Origin of the sequence: Clostridium sp. AM54-37XD (assembly GCF_003478225.1) — a bacterium.
In the GTDB taxonomy this organism is placed as follows: Bacteria; Bacillota; Clostridia; order Lachnospirales; family Lachnospiraceae; genus Coprococcus; species Coprococcus ammoniilyticus.
Map to the genome: position 1 here is coordinate 190,412 of NZ_QUEV01000001.1, position 17,814 is coordinate 208,225.

Sequence of the window (17,814 nt, forward strand, 5' to 3'; positions counted from 1 at the left end):
TTACGCATCTTTATTATCTGCTAATGCTGCTGTGATGATCGCCATAGAATAAACCTCATCTGCTGTACATCCTCTGGACAGATCGTTGATAGGAGAATTAAGTCCTAACAGGATCGGGCCATATGCTGAGAAGTTACCCATTCTCTGTGCGATCTTATAACCGATATTTCCTGCATTGATATCAGGGAAGATAAAGGTATTTGCATTTCCTGCAACCTCTGACTGTGGACATTTCTTCTTTGCAACTCTAGGTGATACGGCTGCATCGAACTGGATCTCACCGGAGATTGGAAGATCAGGATTACGTTCCTTTGTCTTTCTTGCTGCATTTCTCATCTTATCCACATCTTCGCCCTTACCGGAGCCATAGGTTGAATAGCTTAAGAAAGCAACCTTTGGATCTACACCGAAGATTCTTGCACAACGAACAGTCTCCTCTGCGATCTCAACCAGCTCATCTTCATTTGGCTTAATGTTGATACCACAGTCACCCATAGCGAACACTTCATTACCACCTGTTGCAAACGGACGTACCAGAATGAAACAGGATGAAACCAGTGTGTTGCCCGGTCTTGTCTTGATCAGCTGTAAAGCAGGTCTTACTGTATCTGCTGTTGAATATGTAGCACCACCGAGAAGCGAATCTGCAATCCCCATCTTAACAAGCATCGTACCAAAGTAGTTGTTCTGATACAGGATCTCTCTTGCCTGCTCCGGTGTCACGCCCTTGCTCTTTCTGAGTTCACAGAACATCTCGACCATCTCATCCATACGATCAAAATTCCTTGGATTGATGATCTCGGAACCTCTTATATTAAAACCGCTTTCCTCTGCAACTTCATAAATCTTATCAGGATCTCCTACAAGAATCGGATGCAGGAAGTTACTTGCAAGAAGTCTTGAAGATGCTTCCAGAATACGGGGATCAGTACCTTCAGTCAAAACAATTGTTTTTGGATTTTTCTTCAAAATATCGATCAATACACCGAAACCAAAATTTCTACGTTCTTCCACGATTATAGTCCTCCATTGATTATTTATACGAATCATATATCATGCATTATATACACGTTTCGTATATTTTCAGTATTAAAAGCTATACTTGCGCATAGCGAGTCATCATACTTTTATTATAGTGATTTTTAACGAATAAACAAGGTTTTCCATCGAAATAATTGTACCTTTTTTTGAACAATTTTAAAATTAGCTCTTGACAAATATATCATACTGGTGCAATATGAATACAATAAAAACAAACCAATGAGCAAGAAGAGTAGCTTATGAACAACATGTCCAGAGAACTGCAGGTGGTGAGATTGCAGTGATGATTTCTTAAGTGAATGGACTTGCGAGGGCAAACCGAACGAGCGATTTTAGTAGGGGCGACGGAGACTTCCCGTTATAGAAAGTACATATATGTTAGTATATGGTTGAGTGCATCAGATTTTGATGAATATAGGTGGCACCGCAGGAGTGTTGTATTTGTATCTTGTCCTATAAGCGTTTTGCTTTTGGATGAGATTTTTTTATACAATCTTCTGACGGTGCTTTTTCTTTTTATAAAAAGCAGATCAGGCAAAGCGCACCTCACCATACATGAACAATTTCAAATAACTTATTAAACTATTATTTATGAACGAGGTGAAACATATGATACGACCAACACTTAGCGAAGCAAAAGAATATGCGAAACAGGGATATCACATGGTTCCGGTCTGTTATGAGATGCTCTCTGATATCATCACTCCGATCAATCTGTTGAAGAAACTGAAAGCGGAAAATGAGCATTGCTACATTCTGGAAAGCGTGGAGAATCAGGAGTTCTGGGGAAGATACACTTTCCTTGGATACAGTCCAAAACTGGATATCATCTGTATGAACGGAACACTGACATTAAAGGATGAGAACGGAGCAGTCATCAAAGAGACCTCCGGCATCCATCCGGAAATCTTCATCCGTGAGGTTTTAAAAGATTATAAGAGTCCTAAGATCGAAGGCTTCCCTACCTTCACCGGCGGACTGGTTGGATATTTCTCTTATGACTATCTGAAATACAGTGAAAAGAAGCTGGTACTTGATGCGAAGGACGAGGAAGGATTTCAGGATGTCGACCTGATGTTATTTGACAAGGTGATCGCATTTGACAATGTAAGATCCAAACTGATCCTGATCGCAAATGCCGGCACAGCAAATATCGAAGAAGGATATCAGAAAGCCTTACAGGATATCAAAGAAATGAAAGAACTCATTCTCCATGGCGCAGAAGCCGATATTCCTGCTCCTGTTCTTAAGACAGAATTCAAACCGTTATTTGACAAAGATGCCTACTGCCGGATGGTAGAAAAGGCAAAGCACTATATATATGAAGGAGATATTTTCCAGGTCGTGCTTTCCAACCGACTGGAAGCCGAAATGGAAGGAAGCCTGTTCGATACCTACCGGCTGCTCCGAAGCACAAACCCATCTCCTTACATGTTCTACTTTGACGGTGACACGATCGAGGTTGCCGGGGCTTCCCCTGAAACTCTGGTCAAGGTAGAGGATGGCGTTCTCCACACATTTCCTCTGGCAGGCACAAGACCAAGGGGAAAAACAAAGGTCGAAGATCTGGAACTGGAAAAGAGCCTGATGGCAGATGAAAAGGAACTTGCAGAACACAATATGTTAGTGGATCTCGGAAGAAATGATCTCGGAAAAGTCAGTCAGTTTGGAACGGTCGAAGTCGAACGATACATGTCCATCCAGCGTTATTCACACGTTATGCATATCGGCTCTACCGTACGCGGAACACTCCGTGAGGATCTGGATGCGATCTCCGCTGTCGATGCGGTTCTTCCGGCCGGAACCTTATCCGGTGCACCGAAGATCCGGGCATGTGAGATCATCAACGAGCTTGAAAATAACAAACGAGGTATTTACGGCGGCGCGATCGGTTATATCGATTTCTCAGGAAATCTAGATACCTGCATCGCGATCCGAATCGCATACCGCAAAGGAAATAAAGTATTTGTCCGTTCCGGTGCCGGCATTGTAGCCGACAGTGTACCGGCAAATGAATTCCAGGAATGCATCAACAAAGCAAAAGCCGTAACGGATGCATTGATTAATTCTCAGAAAATACGAGGTGACGAAGCATGATATTACTGATCGATAATTATGACAGCTTTTCCTACAATCTGTATCAGCTTGTAGGAAAGATCAATCCTGACATCAAGGTGATACGAAATGACGAATATACCTGTCAGGAGATTGAAGCAATGAATCCGGATAAGATCATCATTTCACCGGGTCCCGGAAGGCCTTCCGATGCAGGTATCTGTGAAGAAGCCATCTCCTATTTTGCCGGCAAGGTTCCGATCCTTGGTGTCTGTCTCGGACATCAGGCAATCTGTGAAACCTACGGTGCAACGATCACATACGCCAAAAAGCTGATGCATGGCAAAATGTCCGTTGCAAATGTCGACATCAACTGCAAACTGTTCAAGGGACTTCAGAAACGGATCGAGGTTGCCAGATATCATTCCCTTGCCACTTCCGAAGAAAACTTCCCGGATGTTCTTACCGTTATTGCCCGAACCGACGATGATGAGATCATGGCAGTCAAACACAAAGATTACGAAATATATGGTGTCCAGTTCCATCCGGAATCGATTCTGACACCAAAAGGAACAATCATCTTACGAAACTTTTTAGAGGCGTAATCAAACATTTGCAATCAGCACTATATTTCTATGATTAAACATTCCTGACATTACCAACCAGTGGACGCTTCCGCTCGTTGAGACCTGCAGCGGTACTAAGATGCTGCTAACGCACCATCAAGAACCGGCGGTCTCAAATGCCACTGTTTTGGCAAGTCAGAATGTTTAATCATGAATATACTTTATAGGATTCGCAAATGTTTATTAGAACATACATTCAAGGAGGATATGAATATGATTATAGAAGCAATCGCAGCAGTTGTTAATGGTAAGGATCTTGACAAAGAAATGGCAGCAGCCGTTATGGATGAAATTATGAGTGGAGAAGCAACACAGGCACAGATTGGAAGCTTCTTAACAGCACTTCATATTAAAGGTGAAACGATCGATGAGATCACAGCATTTGCTGAGATCATGAGAAAACACTGTGGTGAATTTACACCGGATGTCGATGAGGAGATCGACATCGTAGGAACCGGTGGAGACTGCGCAGGAACCTTTAACATCTCAACTGTTTCCTCATTAGTAACAGCCGCAGGCGGTGGTAAGGTGGCAAAGCATGGCAACCGTGCAGCATCCAGCAAATGCGGAACAGCCGACTGCCTGGAAGCCCTTGGCGTCAACATCGCAGCAGACTGTAAAGTCAGCGAAGCCTGTCTGAAGGATCTTGGTACCTGCTTCTTATTTGCACAGAAATATCACACAGCAATGCGATTTGTCGGCGCTCCAAGAAAAGAGATCAAGATTCCTACAGTATTCAATATCTTAGGACCTCTTGCAAATCCGGCAAAAGCAAATCTTCAGTTACTCGGTGTCTATGATGCCTCCCTCGTTGATCCGCTTGCAAAAGTACTTAGCAACCTCGGTGTAAAACGTGGTATGGTCGTTCATGGAAACGACGGTCTGGATGAAATCTCAGCGGTTACAACAACAACTGTATGTGAATTCAACGATGGTACATTTAACACCTATACCTTAGACCCAACCGCATACGGCTTCACCCTCTGTGACAAAGCCGAACTGGTCGGTGGCACACCGGAAGAAAATGCACAGATCACAAAGGATATCTTATCCGGCAAGATCACAGATGGCAAACGTACAGCCGTTATCTTAAATGCCGGTGCGGCTTTGCATATCACAAACCGGATCTCACTTGAAGAAGGCTTCGCCCTTGCAGCCGATATTCTGGCAAATGGCAGCGGTCTGAAGAAGCTGGAAGACTTTATAGTAGCAACAAACGCTTAATTATTTGTAAAAGCAAAACACATAACCGACCCGGAACCTTCAATCTCCGGGCCGCTATGGAGGAATATATATGATCTTAGATGAAATAGCAGCAAAAACAAAAGAACGGGTTACCGGATGCAAAGAACAGATCCCATTTGAAGAAATGAAGGCAAAAGCTCTTGCGATCGTAGAAAAGGAAACAGAGAACGGAACAAGACCTTATACCGTTTTTCCTTTCCGCGACAATCTGGCAAAGCGGGAATCTCCTTTATCTGCGAAGTAAAAAAGGCTTCCCCTTCCAAAGGACTGATTGCACCGGATTTCCCATATATCGAGATTGCGAAAGAATATGAAGCCGCCGGTGCTTCCGCCATATCCGTGCTGACCGAACCTTTTTATTTTCAGGGAAGCAACGAATATCTGACAGCGATCCATGAATCAATATCCACTCCGATCCTGCGGAAGGATTTCACCGTCGATCCTTATATGATCTATGAAGCAAAGGTGATCGGTGCCTCTGCGATCCTTCTGATCTGTGCGATCCTTACCGACGAGCAGCTCAAAAGCTATTACGAGCTTGCAACAAGCCTCGGGCTGTCCGTTCTGGTAGAAGCACATGACGAAAAAGAAGCCAGACGGGCGATCGCGATCGGCGCAGACATTATCGGTGTAAATAACCGTGATCTGAAGACCTTTACCGTTGACATCATGAACAGTGTAAGACTTCGGACATTGATCCCGGATTCGATAAATGGTAAACCGGTCGTCTATGTATCCGAAAGCGGCATCCGCACACCGGAGGACATCGACCGTTTAAAGGGAAATGGCACAGATGCAGTATTGATCGGAGAAACCTTTATGCGAAGCCCTGATAAGAAAGCCGCATTTGCATGGTTACGGGGTGAAGCTATAGGATAGAACCGGATCCTGTTTCTGCAGGAACAACGAACTTTATTTGAAAGCATTAATGATATTTTATAATATAGAAACAACACATACAGGAGGAAACATATATGTCAAAAGGACGTTTTGGAATCCATGGCGGACAGTACATACCGGAAACACTGATGAACGCCATGCTTGAGCTTGAAGAAGCATATAAGAAATACAAAGATGACCCGGAATTCAACCGGGAGCTGACAGAAATGTTAAATGAATACGCCGGCAGACCTAGCCGTCTGTACTATGCCAAGAGAATGACAGAGGATCTCGGTGGTGCAAAGATCTACCTGAAGCGTGAGGACTTGAATCACACCGGAGCACATAAGATCAACAATGTTATCGGTCAGATGCTCCTTGCAAAACGAATGGGTAAGACAAGAGTTATCGCTGAGACAGGAGCCGGTCAGCACGGTGTTGCAACTGCTACAGTTGCTGCCATGATGGGTATGGAATGTGAGATCTTCATGGGTAAGGAAGATACCATCCGTCAGGCATTAAATGTTTACCGTATGCGATTATTAGGTGCAAAGGTTCACCCGGTAGAAACCGGTACCGGTACATTAAAGGATGCCGTTTCCGAAACCTTCCGTGAATGGACTTCCAGAATTGAAGATACTCATTATGTTCTTGGTTCTGTTATGGGACCTTATCCTTTCCCTGAGATGGTTCGTGATTTTCAGGCTGTTATCAGCAAGGAGATCAAGGAACAGCTTATGGAGAAGGAAGGCAGACTGCCGGATGCAGTTCTCGCCTGTGTCGGTGGCGGTTCCAATGCGATCGGCGCATTCTATAACTTTATTCCGGATAAGAGCGTTCGTCTGATCGGATGTGAAGCAGCCGGACGTGGAATTGATACATTTGAGACAGCCGCAACGATCAACACCGGAAGACTTGGTATCTTCCACGGTATGAAGTCCTACTTCTGTCAGGATGAATTCGGACAGATCGCACCGGTTTATTCTATTTCCGCAGGTCTTGACTATCCGGGAATCGGACCGGAACATGCATACCTGCATGACATCGGCAGAGCAGAATATGTCGCTGTTACAGATGATGAAGCTGTTGATGCATTTGAATATCTGTCCAAGATCGAGGGTGTTATCCCTGCGATCGAGAGTGCTCATGCAGTTGCCTATGCAATGAAGCTTGCACCACAGATGGACAAAGACCAGATCATGGTTATTAACATTTCAGGACGAGGCGATAAGGACGTTGCCGCCATCGCCAGATACAGAGGGGAGGATCTCTATGAGTAATATTAAAAATGCATTCAAAAACGGAAAGGCGTTCATCCCATTTGTTACATGTGGTGACCCTGATCTTGAAACAACAGAACAGATCGTATATGCCATGGTAGAAGCAGGTGCAGACCTGATCGAACTTGGTATCCCATTCTCAGATCCAACCGCAGAAGGCCCTGTTATCCAGGGTGCAAATATCCGCGCACTCGCAAACCATGTTACGACAAATGATGTATTTGACCTTATAAGAAAGCTCCGTAAGACAGTTACCATCCCTATGGTATTTATGACTTATGCAAATGTTGTCTTCTCTTACGGCTCTGAAAAATTTATCGGCATTTGTAAGGAGATCGGCATTGACGGACTGATCCTGCCGGATATCCCTTACGAAGAAAAGGATGAGTTCGACGGCATCTGTAAGAAGTATGATCTGGATCTGGTATCCATGATCGCACCAACCTCCCATGACCGGATCAGCATGATCGCAAAAGAAGCAAATGGATTTATCTACTGTGTTTCTTCTCTCGGTGTTACCGGAACAAGAAGCAAGATCACGACCGATATCGATGCTATGACCAAGCTGGTCAAAGCCGTAACGGATACTCCGTGTGCGATCGGCTTCGGAATCTCCACACCGGAGCAGGCGAAGGAAATGGCTGCTCATGCTGATGGTGTGATCGTCGGCTCTGCCATTGTCAAGCTCTGCGCCAAATATGGCAGGGACTGCGTGCCTTACATCAAAGACTATGTAAAGCGCATGAAGGACGCTATCCGATAGACGGACACCCATGTGAAACTATACAATCTATATAAAAGAACTGCCTTACTAAGACATTAGTGAGGATTTCGTAATGAGATGCATATACGAGCAAATGTGGGTGCCTGTCTGAGCCTGAAAGGCGAGTTGGCACAGGAACATTTGCGAATCACGTATATGCAGATCATAGAAACCACAACGAGTCTAAGTAAGGCAGTTCTTTTATATAGTCACATGGTTTCACATGGGCTGATTTTTTCTCATCTCCTTAAAATCCTATATTGGTAGTCTTAATACTGCTGTATATCTGTATATGCCTGCCGGTATTGTAACTATGCACACAATCTATATATTTTCCCGTTTCTTAGCCGGTTTCTCACAAATATTTAATATTTAATCTGATTGACACTACCATACGTTAACTTTATAATTGTTACGGCGACAGAAGTCGACATAATAATGAAGTTAGTTGGGGTATCACATGGTCTTTTCCAGTTTGACATTTTTATATATTTTTTTACCGGTTACACTGGTTATCTATTATATTGTCCCGAAGCAGTTACGGAATCTGTTCATCCTGATCAGCGGTCTGTTCTTCTATGCATGGGGCGAACCAATCTATGTATTTGTACTGATCGCATCGACGATGATCGATTATTTTGCAGGTCTGGTCATTTATAAGGCAGGCGACCGTCAGGCACTTCGAAAGCTTGCACTGATCGTATCGATGGTCATGAATCTGTCTTTGCTTGGCTTTTTCAAATACAGCAATTTTATCATAGAAAATATTAATAACATATTCGGAACGCACTATGGTTCACCGACCTCTCTGCTTCCGATCGGTATCAGCTTCTTTACCTTCCAGTCCATGTCATATACGATCGACCTGTACCGGAAGAACATCTCTGTTCAGAAGAATCCGATCACCTTTGCAGCCTTTGTCACGCTGTTCCCACAGATCGTAGCAGGTCCGATCGTTCGTTATGAAGATGTAGCTGCCGAGCTGAATGAACGTGTGATCGACATCGACCTGATCTGGGATGGTATTCTCCGCTTCGCGGTCGGTCTTGGCAAGAAGGTTCTGATCGCAAATAATATCGGTGTTGTCTGGACAAATGTCAAAGCTATGGACTTATCCGAGCTTCCGGTTGCAACCGCATGGCTTGGTATTGCCGCTTATACCTTACAGATCTATTTTGATTTTTCCGGTTATTCTGATATGGCGATCGGTCTGGGTAAGATGCTCGGTTTCCATTTCCCGGAAAATTTCAATTATCCGTATATGTCGAAGAGTATCAGTGAATTCTGGCGCAGATGGCATATGACCCTCTCCGGCTGGTTCAAGAGCTATGTCTATTTTCCTCTGGGTGGCAGCCGTAAAGGACTTGCACGCACAATCTTCAATACCGCAGTCGTCTGGTTCTTAACCGGTGTCTGGCATGGTGCAAGCTGGAACTTCATTCTGTGGGGTTCTCTGTACGGTGTTCTGATCATTATAGAAAAGCTGGTTACAACTGCTCTGACAAAAGCAGGAAAGCAGGATATCTTTACAAAGATTCCTTCTATTATAAAACGTGTTTATGCGATCGTCCTCGTCATGCTTGGATGGGTACTCTTTGATACATCAACGATCGCACAGGCATTCTCCTATATGGGACGGATGTTCCGCTTTGGCAGTAGCTTCTACGACAGTTATACCATATATATCCTTGTGAACTTCGGATTGTTATTCATCATTGCGATCATCGGTTCTACGGATCTGCCAAAGAAGCTGGCTATTAAGCTCGCAGACAAAGTTCCGGCTGTCGGCAATTACGGAAGCGTCATTTTGATGGCGATTCTGATGCTGCTTTCCACCGCCTACCTTGTCAATGCAAGCTATAACCCATTTTTGTACTTTAATTTTTAGAGGTGAGCCCTTATGCATAAAAAAATCGGAATTATCATATTTGCATGTATCATCATTGTTCTTCCCATTTTGACACTTTTTAAGCTGCCAAAAGAGAAAGCGCCTTTTTCCGAAAATGAAAATCGTTATCTGTCGGAATTTCCAACCGTCAATCTTTCTTCCATCAAGGATGAGACATTTATGAACGGTTTTGATTCCTGGTTCTCCGACCGATTCTATGGTCGCGAACAATGGATATCAGCCATGAACGATTCTGAACGCTTGATGGGAAAAACCGAGATCTCAACGGTATATACGAAAAACGACCAGATGCTGCAGGTACTTTCAGATTATGACGATATCGGTGCGGCATATGATGCTGATAAGATCCATACAAATCTTGCTGTCATTAACAGCTTCGCTGCAAAGCATTCGGAGATTCCAACCTACTTCATGCTGTGTCCGACCTCTGTCGGTGTCTATGGAGATTCCCTGCTGCCTTCGGCTGTTAAGAATGTATCAGTTGATGAAAAAGACATGATCGAATCCTGTTATAACGAACTATCCGGTGTGACACCGATCAATATATATAATACATTAAAGGAACATGATAGCGAGTATATCTATTATCGTACCGACCACCACTGGACATCCCTCGGTGCATATTATGCATATCAGTCTGCCGGAGCAGAACTTGGATATACTCCTTATGAATTGAAGGATTTTACAAAGGAAACCGCCAGCACAGAATTTCAGGGAACCCTGTTCTCAAAGACCTTAGATCAGTCTGTTACAAAAGATGAGATTGATTTCTACACTCTGGCAGATAATAGTGCAACACCATCCATGACAACCTCGAATGGACTTGATAAAGAAGCTTCCTATGACTCCATTTTCTTCCGTGACTATCTGGACGTAAAAGACAAATACGCATCCTATACCGGACAGAACGTAGCGGTTGCAACGCTCCATCGAAACAACACAACGACTGCAGAAGCTGCATCCGATCCAAAAGATACAGCCGGAACTGACAAGCGTTCCATTCTGGTGATCAAGGACAGCTATGCCAATTCCATGATGCAGTTTCTAATCAACAACTACGATACCGTGACCATGATCGATCTCCGGTACACAAATCAATCTATCAGCAATCTGGTAAACGTCGAAGACTACGATCAGGTTTTATTCTTGTATAACTGCATTACTTTTTCTGATGAAAATGACCTTATAAAAGCAGGCTTATAAAAATAAAGGTACTTCAGAATGTCATACAAATTATGTTAAACATTCTGAAGTACCTTTTACTTTATGAATAAAATATACAATCTGTTTCTAAATACCAAAGTTCTGAACGTAGTAATATTTATATCCACAATTATCACTGGATACTGCTACAAATACACCAACACCAATTTTACTGAATAGTGACAATTTCATATTTGCATCATGTCCCGGTGAATTTTTCCAGGCTGTCATTGCTGCATCTGCAGAAGGATATCCGGCTGCAATATTTTCGCCATTCATTTCTGATGAAGCAGTAAAACACTGCGTACCATTCGGTCTTGTATGTGAGAAGGAATAAGAACACTCATATGCTCGTACTCTTGCAGAATTCATCAGGCTCTGTGATCTTGTCAATTCATTAAGACCATTTGCCTTTCTGTATGCATTTAACTGACGGATGATCGTATTTTCTGCATCATAATCAAAATATCCATATACCTGCTTTGTACTGCCATTACTAAGCTTGATCGTATACCAGCCGGTTGCAGAATGTCCGGTTGTTTCTTTTACAGGTGTTCTGGAATCCGTAACAATTCCCTGTGAATTTACATAAATCTCTTTATCTGATGATATCCTATACCAACCGGATTTGGTAACACGTACACCATCGGAACCAAAATACAACAGATATTTACCAATGTATTTTGTTGTATTTCTCCACATTACATATTTGCCATTTTTGTATTCATAGCATTTCATGGACTCCACATAGTAGATTCTGGATGCCTTTCCGGTTGCATCAAAGTAATAGATCTTGCCATATGCCTGTGCCCACTTGCTTCTGAACTTATCCCAGCCTTTCTTTGTGCTGACATAACATTTCCATGCACCGCGATCCTTCTTCAACAGATAATCTACGGTATCGGAACCCTTTTCGCCGACCAGAACATGACGATTATCATTGATCTTATACCAGCTATGCTTCGTCTGACGGATACCATTTGCACTGAAATAATACACGTTCCCATTTGCCAGACGCAAAGTATCATTCTTCACATACTTCCATTTACCACCGGAATACCGCTTTGCCTTTTTGCTGGCACCATAGTAGATCGTGGTGACCTTGCCTTTTGCGTTCGCATAATACTGGTTATGTGAGATTGTCACCCATACCTTTTTCTGCGCTTTCCATTTGCCATTCTTTTTCAGATAATAACGGAAGAACCCATTCTTCTTCACCAGCTTCTTCGTTACCTTGCCTGCCTTGCTGTAATATTCAAAACGGCCGGAACTCTTCTTTACCCAGCCTGAACTTGCAGCAAGTTCTGCACTTTCATCTGAAACAACTGCACTGTTTTCTTTTGTCTCTCCGATAAACTCTGTCGCTGCCATTGCAGGTGTTATACAGAAAGAACACACCAGCGCAACAAGTAAAATACTCATTGCCGCCTGCTTTAAGATGTTTTTCATACTCCCATCTTCCTTTCCTTTTTTATTTTAAACCAGATATTTTCATCTGATCTGTTACAATTGATATACTGGACATTTCTGCATCATACCCCTTCATTTGTAAATGGAGGTATAAAACTTTCTGATGCCGTTTCCCCTTCCTGGATGAAACCATTTTCTACGCCGATCGAGATCGCATAATCAACCAGTTCATCATATTCCCGCTCTGTCAGTTTGCGGTTCAGTTCCGGGAACTTCTCACCGATCCCCTCCATCGGCGTATACTGGTTCATAATGCTGATGTAAATATTATTTCCATATGTTTTATATAAATAACGGATAACCGCCTTGGAATCCTCGATACATCCCGGAAGCTCCAGATGACGGACGATAACACCTCGCTTCATGATGCCATCCTCGTCAAATGTCGTCTGATCGCCTCCTACCTGACGTACCATCTCCGCCAGTGCCATTTTCGCCACCTCCGGATAATCCGGTGCGCGACTGTATCTCGCCGCCAGTTCTGCCGACATATATTTAAAATCGGGCAGGTAAATGTCAATGTATCCATCTAACAGCTTCAAAGCTTCGATATCCTCATACCCACTGCAATTATAGACAAACGGAAGATTGAACCCCTGCTCCTTTGCCATATCGATTGCCTCTATGATCTGAGGAATAAAATGATCCGGCGTTACCAGATTGATATTATTGGCTCCCTGCTCTTTTAACTCAAAGAAGATTTCCGATAAGCGCTTTATCGTGATCTCTTTTCCATTCAAGCCCCCGGATATATCATGGTTTTGGCAATATGCACATCCAAGTGAACACCCGGAAAAGAATACCGCACCCGATCCGTTCTCTCCGGAAATGCAAGGCTCCTCCCACATATGCAATGCCGCCCTTGCGGCTGATATTGATAATGTTTCATTACATGCCCCTGTCTGTCCGTTTATGCGGTTCACCCCGCATTTTCTCGGACACAGGTGGCAGCTTTCCAGTAATTTTCTAAGTTTCATAATTCCCGACCTGTCTATAACTGATACTATACACATTTTCCACTATTTAGACGTTTTTTTCAATCATATTTTCATATATATTACAGATTCTATATATCGTCTATTATAACGCAAAAGAGCCGGATTGCTCCGACTCTTTTAAGTATGCATCCGCAAATGCATACCCCAATTAGTATTTATAATATACAATAGGCATTGAAAAAATGCAAGTTTTAGATATAATTTTTCAATATGTTCATTCTTGAATTCAGATCCGGATGAATTACCATTGCTGCAACATCAGAATTAACTGATTGTCTATATTTTTCTGTAATTTTCTCAAACTCTCGGATAAATAACTTAATCTCCGTCTTTGACACCCTTAGCAATTTCATATAATAGCACATAAGAATTATATAATCACCAATGGTTTTAAAATTTACATATGGTAACCCTACTTCAATTTTAAGACACTGTTTCATTGCACTTGTCGGATCAATATTTCTAAATCTGGTATCGAAAACTACAGAATTGTGTGCTATGGCATTACGCAGATCCTTTAATGTATAAATATACTTATATATCAACTGTCGATCTGTATCACAAGATACATTTATTGATAATCTTTTTGAAATATCATCTCGAACACTATATGTAAGACATGACAATAAATAACCCAGATCTCCCATTGTCATAATTTCAAACAATGCCCAGATTGGAACATCTGAATAGCCAACATTATTATAAAAATGTGTGATTCTTGGATTATTCTTTTTATAAGCATTTGCCAGACTGGATTGAATTGAATTCTGTAAATTCAATTTATTCTGCTGCAATTTTCTTCTCTGCTCTACAGTTGCAGATTTTGGTGCATTATTATAGCCACTTACAACTTTATCATACATATCTTGTATTGATTCTGAATTTGCATTTACCAATATACTTTCCAATGCTATATTCTTGACTGCGGTCTCTATAAACATCATTTTCCCATATAATAAAGCTTTTAAATCCGAATCATATTGTATTGTAGCATAGACTTCATCATAAGATGTAAATGGCAATCTTTTATTTGCATTCCCAAAAAAACGATATCCTTTATATCCATGAAAATATCCTGTATTTATTAGCTGACGTTTTTGTTTAGGTCCATATATTGCAATTCCACTGTCTCGCAAATGTCTCATCAACGCATCTGTTTTCTTATACCCCATCCATACCTCCTGTATTTATTCTTTCATCCTATCTTTCCCACGATCGTCTGTGCGAATTCCTTCAGCTTTGATTCCGGCATATCCTCGATCTTACCTTCATCCATCAAGCCGGCAAGTGCCGGGTCGATCGGAAGCTTTACGACCGTCTCGATACCGAAACGATCCTGTATCTCCTCTACTTTACTCTCACCGAAGATGCTGTGTTCTTTGCCGCAATCCGGGCATTTGAAATATGACATATTCTCAACCAGACCTAAGATACGGATTCCCATATCGTCTGCCATACGGACTGCCTTCTCCACAATAAGAGACACCAGATCCTGAGGTGTTGTAACAATAACTGCCCCATCCACCGGCAGAGACTGAAATACCGTAAGCGGTACATCTCCGGTTCCGGGCGGACAATCAACCAGCATATAATCAATGTCTCCCCAGACAACATCCGTATAAAACTGTTTTACTGCTCCCGCGATGATCGGACCACGCCAGATAACCGGTGCTGTCTGATCTTCGATCAACAGATTGATCGACATCATCTTGATTCCGGTCTTTGTTTCAACCGCATACAGGAAATCGTCGCCTCTCTCCGGTTCTTCATTTATTCCAAATGCTGTCGGAATCGAAGGTCCGGTAATATCTGCATCCAGAACCGCAGTCTTATAACCAAGACGATTCAAGGTAACCGCAAGGAATGTCGTTACGGATGATTTTCCGACACCGCCTTTTCCACTGATAACTGCTATGATATGTTTGATCTTTGTTCCTTCATGTGGTACTTCAAGTAAACTCTGAGGAGCGGTTCTTGATGAACAACTCTCTCCACAACTACTACAATTATGATTACAACCTTCTGCCATTTTCTTATACTCCAAATTTCATTTCATATTTTTTCAAGTCTTACAAATGCATATACTTTCTATATGAACCGCCATGTACTTATTCATACTGACGGAACCATGCACATTCTTCCTCATTGCACTGTACGCCTTCCGGGTTTTTCAGATTAATGTGAAATACATGTCCGCTGTCCGGATGTTTCTCTCCAAATGACCGGATCACATGCCGGATACCCAGCTTCTCCATTCGTTCATCCAGATAAATGGTCTGAAATCTCAGATCATCATTTACACTGTACATCAGATATGCCGGTGGAAAATCTTTCGTCAGATACTCAAGCTGTGAAAGGAACAGCTTTCTCTGCTCTTCAGATACTGCATAACTTCCATCTTCGTTCTTCATATACCAGTCGGAAATATTATCCTCCCGCTTGTCCATCTCATATGCTCCGCAATTCAGACACACAGCCTTTGGAAGTCTGTCATATGTAAAGAAATCCAGCTTGTTCCGATACGCTGCATTCCCGGCAATAATACAGTAATTTGCCGTAAGCTGTGCTCCTGCTGAATCCCCCAGCATATAAAACTTTTCCATATCCAGATGAAGCACACCTGCATTCTCATGAATATATCGGATAAGATATGCCACATCTTCAATTGCTGCCGGATATTTGTTCTGAGGTGCCAGCCGGTAATTAAAATTCACAACCGCAAATCCCTTTGATGCCAGATGGCAGCAATAATAACTATACAGCTCTTTATCTCCATAAAACCATCCACCGCCATGAACGCTGACGATCACCGGATATGATGTCTGTGCATCCAACTCAGCCGGATAATATATATCAAATAAACTGTTTGATGCATAACGTTCAGAATCAAGATTCGAAGCATCGTCCGGTTCATTATAATAGAAAATCCGACTATACTTTTCCGATGTCTTTTCCCCCATAGTTCTCTGTGAAGCTAATAATTCAACTGCCTCACACCACTTCTGATGATCCGGCTCTTTTTTATAGTCCAAATTCTTGATCTGAATTACATTATCCGGATATGCCAACCCTTCATCCCGCTTTGCATCACTGGCACTCCATGCATGCCGCATATTTAACCATGCCGGAAGCTCTGCATTTTTATTTCCTTGATTTATAATTTCTGAAACATTTTTCATATTATTCTATTTCCTCTAATATCACATAATATATGAGTCTATCTTACTCTCTGACAAATACGAATGCAAGGAAACAATAAACTTCCAGTAAAGATTTAATTAAATTAAGCACGATTCTCTTGTAATCAATGATTTTCTCGTGTAATATTTGACCATAGTAAAAAATGTATATAACAGAACAGGAGGCTTTTATATGAATAAACTAAAAACCATCTTTCGTTCCCTACACTGGAAAAATATCCTCGGGCTGACCATTGCCGGGCTTATCAATGCCTTCGGTATTACGATATTTTTAAGTCCTGTTAATCTCTATGACAGTGGCATATCCGGTACTTCCATGCTGCTAAGTCAGATCACTCCGGAACACCTGTCACTTTCTGTTTTCCTTATTATTTTAAATATTCCACTATTCTTATATGGCTGGAAAAAGCAGGGATCTACCTTCACCATCTATGCGATCTATGTAGTTGCGATCTACTCTCTGGGTGCATGGTTGATTACAGATGTCCTTCCTGTCGATGTCCGATTTGTATCTCCGCTTGCAGGCTCCGATCTGCTTCTGTGCGCACTCTTTGGCGGTCTGATCTCCGGTGCGGGAAGCGGACTTGCGATCCGTTTTGGCGGTGCAATGGATGGTATCGAGACACTTGCGATCATATTTGCCAAACGCTTGGCATCACCGTCGGAACCTTTGTTATGGCATATAATGTAATGCTTTATATCATCTGTGGCATTATCCTGAACAGTTGGATCCTGCCTCTCTATTCCATCGTTACATATATGGCTGCACTTAAGACTATCGACTTTATCGTAGAAGGTATTGACCGTTCCAAAGCCGCCTATATCATTACAACGAAGCCACAGGAAATCTGTCAGGAACTCTCGGATACATTTTCCTGCGGTATAACGATGATCGATGCAAAGGGCTTCTATTCGGATCAGGAAAAGACCATGATCTACATTGTTGTAAACCGTTTCCAGATTGGAAAGATGAAGAATATTGTCCATGAACTTGACGATAAAGCCTATGTCTCCATCAGCGAGATTGCCGAGGTTTACAGCTTTAACAAACAATAATAACATCCTGATAACTTATCTACATAATCGAAACAGGCACCGGTAACAATACCGATGCCTGTCTTGTGTAAATACTTATGTGTTTATCT

Annotated in this window: 16 protein-coding genes, 1 pseudogene and 1 other annotated feature; of the genes and pseudogenes, 11 read left to right on the forward strand and 6 right to left on the reverse strand. The window is 42.3% G+C overall.

Features of this window, described 5'->3' with window-relative positions; genetic code table 11:
• On the reverse strand, positions 1 to 1,050 hold the full coding sequence (gene pta, locus DXA07_RS00830; RefSeq protein WP_118482914.1) for a phosphate acetyltransferase: 1,050 nt from the start codon (positions 1,048 to 1,050) through the stop codon (positions 1 to 3).
• Positions 1,051 to 1,251: 201 nt separating this feature from the next.
• Positions 1,252 to 1,500 (forward strand) — a binding site (T-box leader).
• Between the two features lie 150 nt (positions 1,501 to 1,650).
• On the opposite strand from pta, the gene DXA07_RS00835 reads away from it, so the two are divergent.
• The 9 genes from DXA07_RS00835 to DXA07_RS00870 all read left to right on the forward strand — a co-directional run bounded on the left by DXA07_RS00835 (position 1,651) and on the right by DXA07_RS00870 (position 11,001).
• Complete coding sequence (locus DXA07_RS00835) at positions 1,651 to 3,138, forward strand: chorismate-binding protein (protein WP_118482916.1); 1,488 nt, start codon at positions 1,651 to 1,653, stop codon at positions 3,136 to 3,138.
• A complete protein-coding gene (locus tag DXA07_RS00840) occupies positions 3,135 to 3,701 on the forward strand; it encodes an aminodeoxychorismate/anthranilate synthase component II (protein WP_117807909.1) in 567 nt (188 codons plus the stop codon). Before DXA07_RS00835 ends, DXA07_RS00840 begins: the two co-directional genes overlap by 4 nt.
• 234 nt (positions 3,702 to 3,935) lie before the next feature.
• On the forward strand, positions 3,936 to 4,946 hold the full coding sequence (gene trpD, locus DXA07_RS00845) for an anthranilate phosphoribosyltransferase (RefSeq protein WP_118482918.1): 1,011 nt from the start codon (positions 3,936 to 3,938) through the stop codon (positions 4,944 to 4,946).
• Between the two features lie 70 nt (positions 4,947 to 5,016).
• Complete coding sequence (locus DXA07_RS13845; protein WP_348980712.1) at positions 5,017 to 5,211, forward strand: hypothetical protein; 195 nt, start codon at positions 5,017 to 5,019, stop codon at positions 5,209 to 5,211.
• Positions 5,190 to 5,846, forward strand: coding sequence for an indole-3-glycerol phosphate synthase TrpC (gene trpC, locus DXA07_RS00850; RefSeq protein ID WP_348980721.1), 657 nt, complete (start codon positions 5,190 to 5,192; stop codon positions 5,844 to 5,846). The genes DXA07_RS13845 and trpC overlap by 22 nt, the downstream gene beginning before the upstream one ends.
• A gap of 95 nt (positions 5,847 to 5,941) precedes the next feature.
• The gene (gene trpB, locus DXA07_RS00855) at positions 5,942 to 7,126 is read left to right on the forward strand and encodes a tryptophan synthase subunit beta (protein WP_118482920.1); all 1,185 of its coding nucleotides are present in this window, start codon (positions 5,942 to 5,944) and stop codon (positions 7,124 to 7,126) included.
• On the forward strand, positions 7,119 to 7,889 hold the full coding sequence (trpA, locus tag DXA07_RS00860) for a tryptophan synthase subunit alpha (protein WP_118482922.1): 771 nt from the start codon (positions 7,119 to 7,121) through the stop codon (positions 7,887 to 7,889). Before trpB ends, trpA begins: the two co-directional genes overlap by 8 nt.
• Before the next feature lie 460 nt (positions 7,890 to 8,349).
• Complete coding sequence (locus DXA07_RS00865; protein ID WP_118482924.1) at positions 8,350 to 9,777, forward strand: MBOAT family O-acyltransferase; 1,428 nt, start codon at positions 8,350 to 8,352, stop codon at positions 9,775 to 9,777.
• Between the two features lie 12 nt (positions 9,778 to 9,789).
• Entirely contained in the window at positions 9,790 to 11,001 is a 1,212-nt protein-coding gene (locus DXA07_RS00870) for a DHHW family protein (RefSeq protein ID WP_117807920.1), read from the forward strand.
• An 87-nt stretch (positions 11,002 to 11,088) separates the two neighbouring features.
• Here DXA07_RS00870 and DXA07_RS00875 read toward each other — a convergent pair whose 3' ends face one another.
• The 5 genes from DXA07_RS00875 to DXA07_RS00895 form a co-directional block, all read right to left on the reverse strand.
• A complete protein-coding gene (locus tag DXA07_RS00875) occupies positions 11,089 to 12,450 on the reverse strand; it encodes a CAP domain-containing protein (protein WP_117807922.1) in 1,362 nt (453 codons plus the stop codon).
• Between the two features lie 83 nt (positions 12,451 to 12,533).
• The gene (locus tag DXA07_RS00880; RefSeq protein WP_117807924.1) at positions 12,534 to 13,448 is read right to left on the reverse strand and encodes a radical SAM protein; all 915 of its coding nucleotides are present in this window, start codon (positions 13,446 to 13,448) and stop codon (positions 12,534 to 12,536) included.
• A 212-nt stretch (positions 13,449 to 13,660) separates the two neighbouring features.
• Positions 13,661 to 14,641, reverse strand: a complete 981-nt coding sequence (locus DXA07_RS00885; RefSeq protein WP_117807926.1) for an Abi family protein — start codon at positions 14,639 to 14,641, stop codon at positions 13,661 to 13,663.
• Between the two features lie 23 nt (positions 14,642 to 14,664).
• Positions 14,665 to 15,498 carry an Mrp/NBP35 family ATP-binding protein gene (locus DXA07_RS00890; RefSeq protein ID WP_118482926.1) on the reverse strand — a complete coding sequence of 278 codons (834 nt, stop codon included), beginning with the start codon at positions 15,496 to 15,498 and terminating at the stop codon, positions 14,665 to 14,667.
• Positions 15,499 to 15,577: 79 nt separating this feature from the next.
• Positions 15,578 to 16,648 carry an alpha/beta hydrolase gene (locus DXA07_RS00895; protein ID WP_117807930.1) on the reverse strand — a complete coding sequence of 357 codons (1,071 nt, stop codon included), beginning with the start codon at positions 16,646 to 16,648 and terminating at the stop codon, positions 15,578 to 15,580.
• A gap of 193 nt (positions 16,649 to 16,841) precedes the next feature.
• Between DXA07_RS00895 and DXA07_RS00900 the strand changes: the two are divergent.
• Positions 16,842 to 17,470: pseudogene (locus tag DXA07_RS00900) on the forward strand (YitT family protein); the annotation flags it as partial.
• 129 nt (positions 17,471 to 17,599) lie between these two features.
• Entirely contained in the window at positions 17,600 to 17,725 is a 126-nt protein-coding gene (locus DXA07_RS13220) for a DUF2179 domain-containing protein (protein WP_243015397.1), read from the forward strand.
• Positions 17,726 to 17,814 lie beyond the last annotated feature (89 nt).

Bases quoted from the DNA above. Each gene is read 5' to 3' on its own strand.
- pta (WP_118482914.1), bottom strand. From the start codon at position 1,050: ATGATTCGTATAAATAATCAATGGAGGACTATAATCGTGGAAGAACGT.
- DXA07_RS00885 (WP_117807926.1), bottom strand. From the start codon at position 14,641: ATGGGGTATAAGAAAACAGATGCGTTGATGAGACATTTGCGAGACAGT.
- DXA07_RS00890 (WP_118482926.1), bottom strand. From the start codon at position 15,498: ATGGCAGAAGGTTGTAATCATAATTGTAGTAGTTGTGGAGAGAGTTGT.
- DXA07_RS00865 (WP_118482924.1), top strand. From the start codon at position 8,350: ATGGTCTTTTCCAGTTTGACATTTTTATATATTTTTTTACCGGTTACA.
- DXA07_RS00880 (WP_117807924.1), bottom strand. From the start codon at position 13,448: ATGAAACTTAGAAAATTACTGGAAAGCTGCCACCTGTGTCCGAGAAAA.
- DXA07_RS00875 (WP_117807922.1), bottom strand. From the start codon at position 12,450: ATGAAAAACATCTTAAAGCAGGCGGCAATGAGTATTTTACTTGTTGCG.
- DXA07_RS13845 (WP_348980712.1), top strand. From the start codon at position 5,017: ATGATCTTAGATGAAATAGCAGCAAAAACAAAAGAACGGGTTACCGGA.
- trpD (WP_118482918.1), top strand. From the start codon at position 3,936: ATGATTATAGAAGCAATCGCAGCAGTTGTTAATGGTAAGGATCTTGAC.
- DXA07_RS00840 (WP_117807909.1), top strand. From the start codon at position 3,135: ATGATATTACTGATCGATAATTATGACAGCTTTTCCTACAATCTGTAT.
- trpB (WP_118482920.1), top strand. From the start codon at position 5,942: ATGTCAAAAGGACGTTTTGGAATCCATGGCGGACAGTACATACCGGAA.
- DXA07_RS00835 (WP_118482916.1), top strand. From the start codon at position 1,651: ATGATACGACCAACACTTAGCGAAGCAAAAGAATATGCGAAACAGGGA.
- trpA (WP_118482922.1), top strand. From the start codon at position 7,119: ATGAGTAATATTAAAAATGCATTCAAAAACGGAAAGGCGTTCATCCCA.
- DXA07_RS13220 (WP_243015397.1), top strand. From the start codon at position 17,600: ATGATCTACATTGTTGTAAACCGTTTCCAGATTGGAAAGATGAAGAAT.
- DXA07_RS00870 (WP_117807920.1), top strand. From the start codon at position 9,790: ATGCATAAAAAAATCGGAATTATCATATTTGCATGTATCATCATTGTT.
- DXA07_RS00895 (WP_117807930.1), bottom strand. From the start codon at position 16,648: ATGAAAAATGTTTCAGAAATTATAAATCAAGGAAATAAAAATGCAGAG.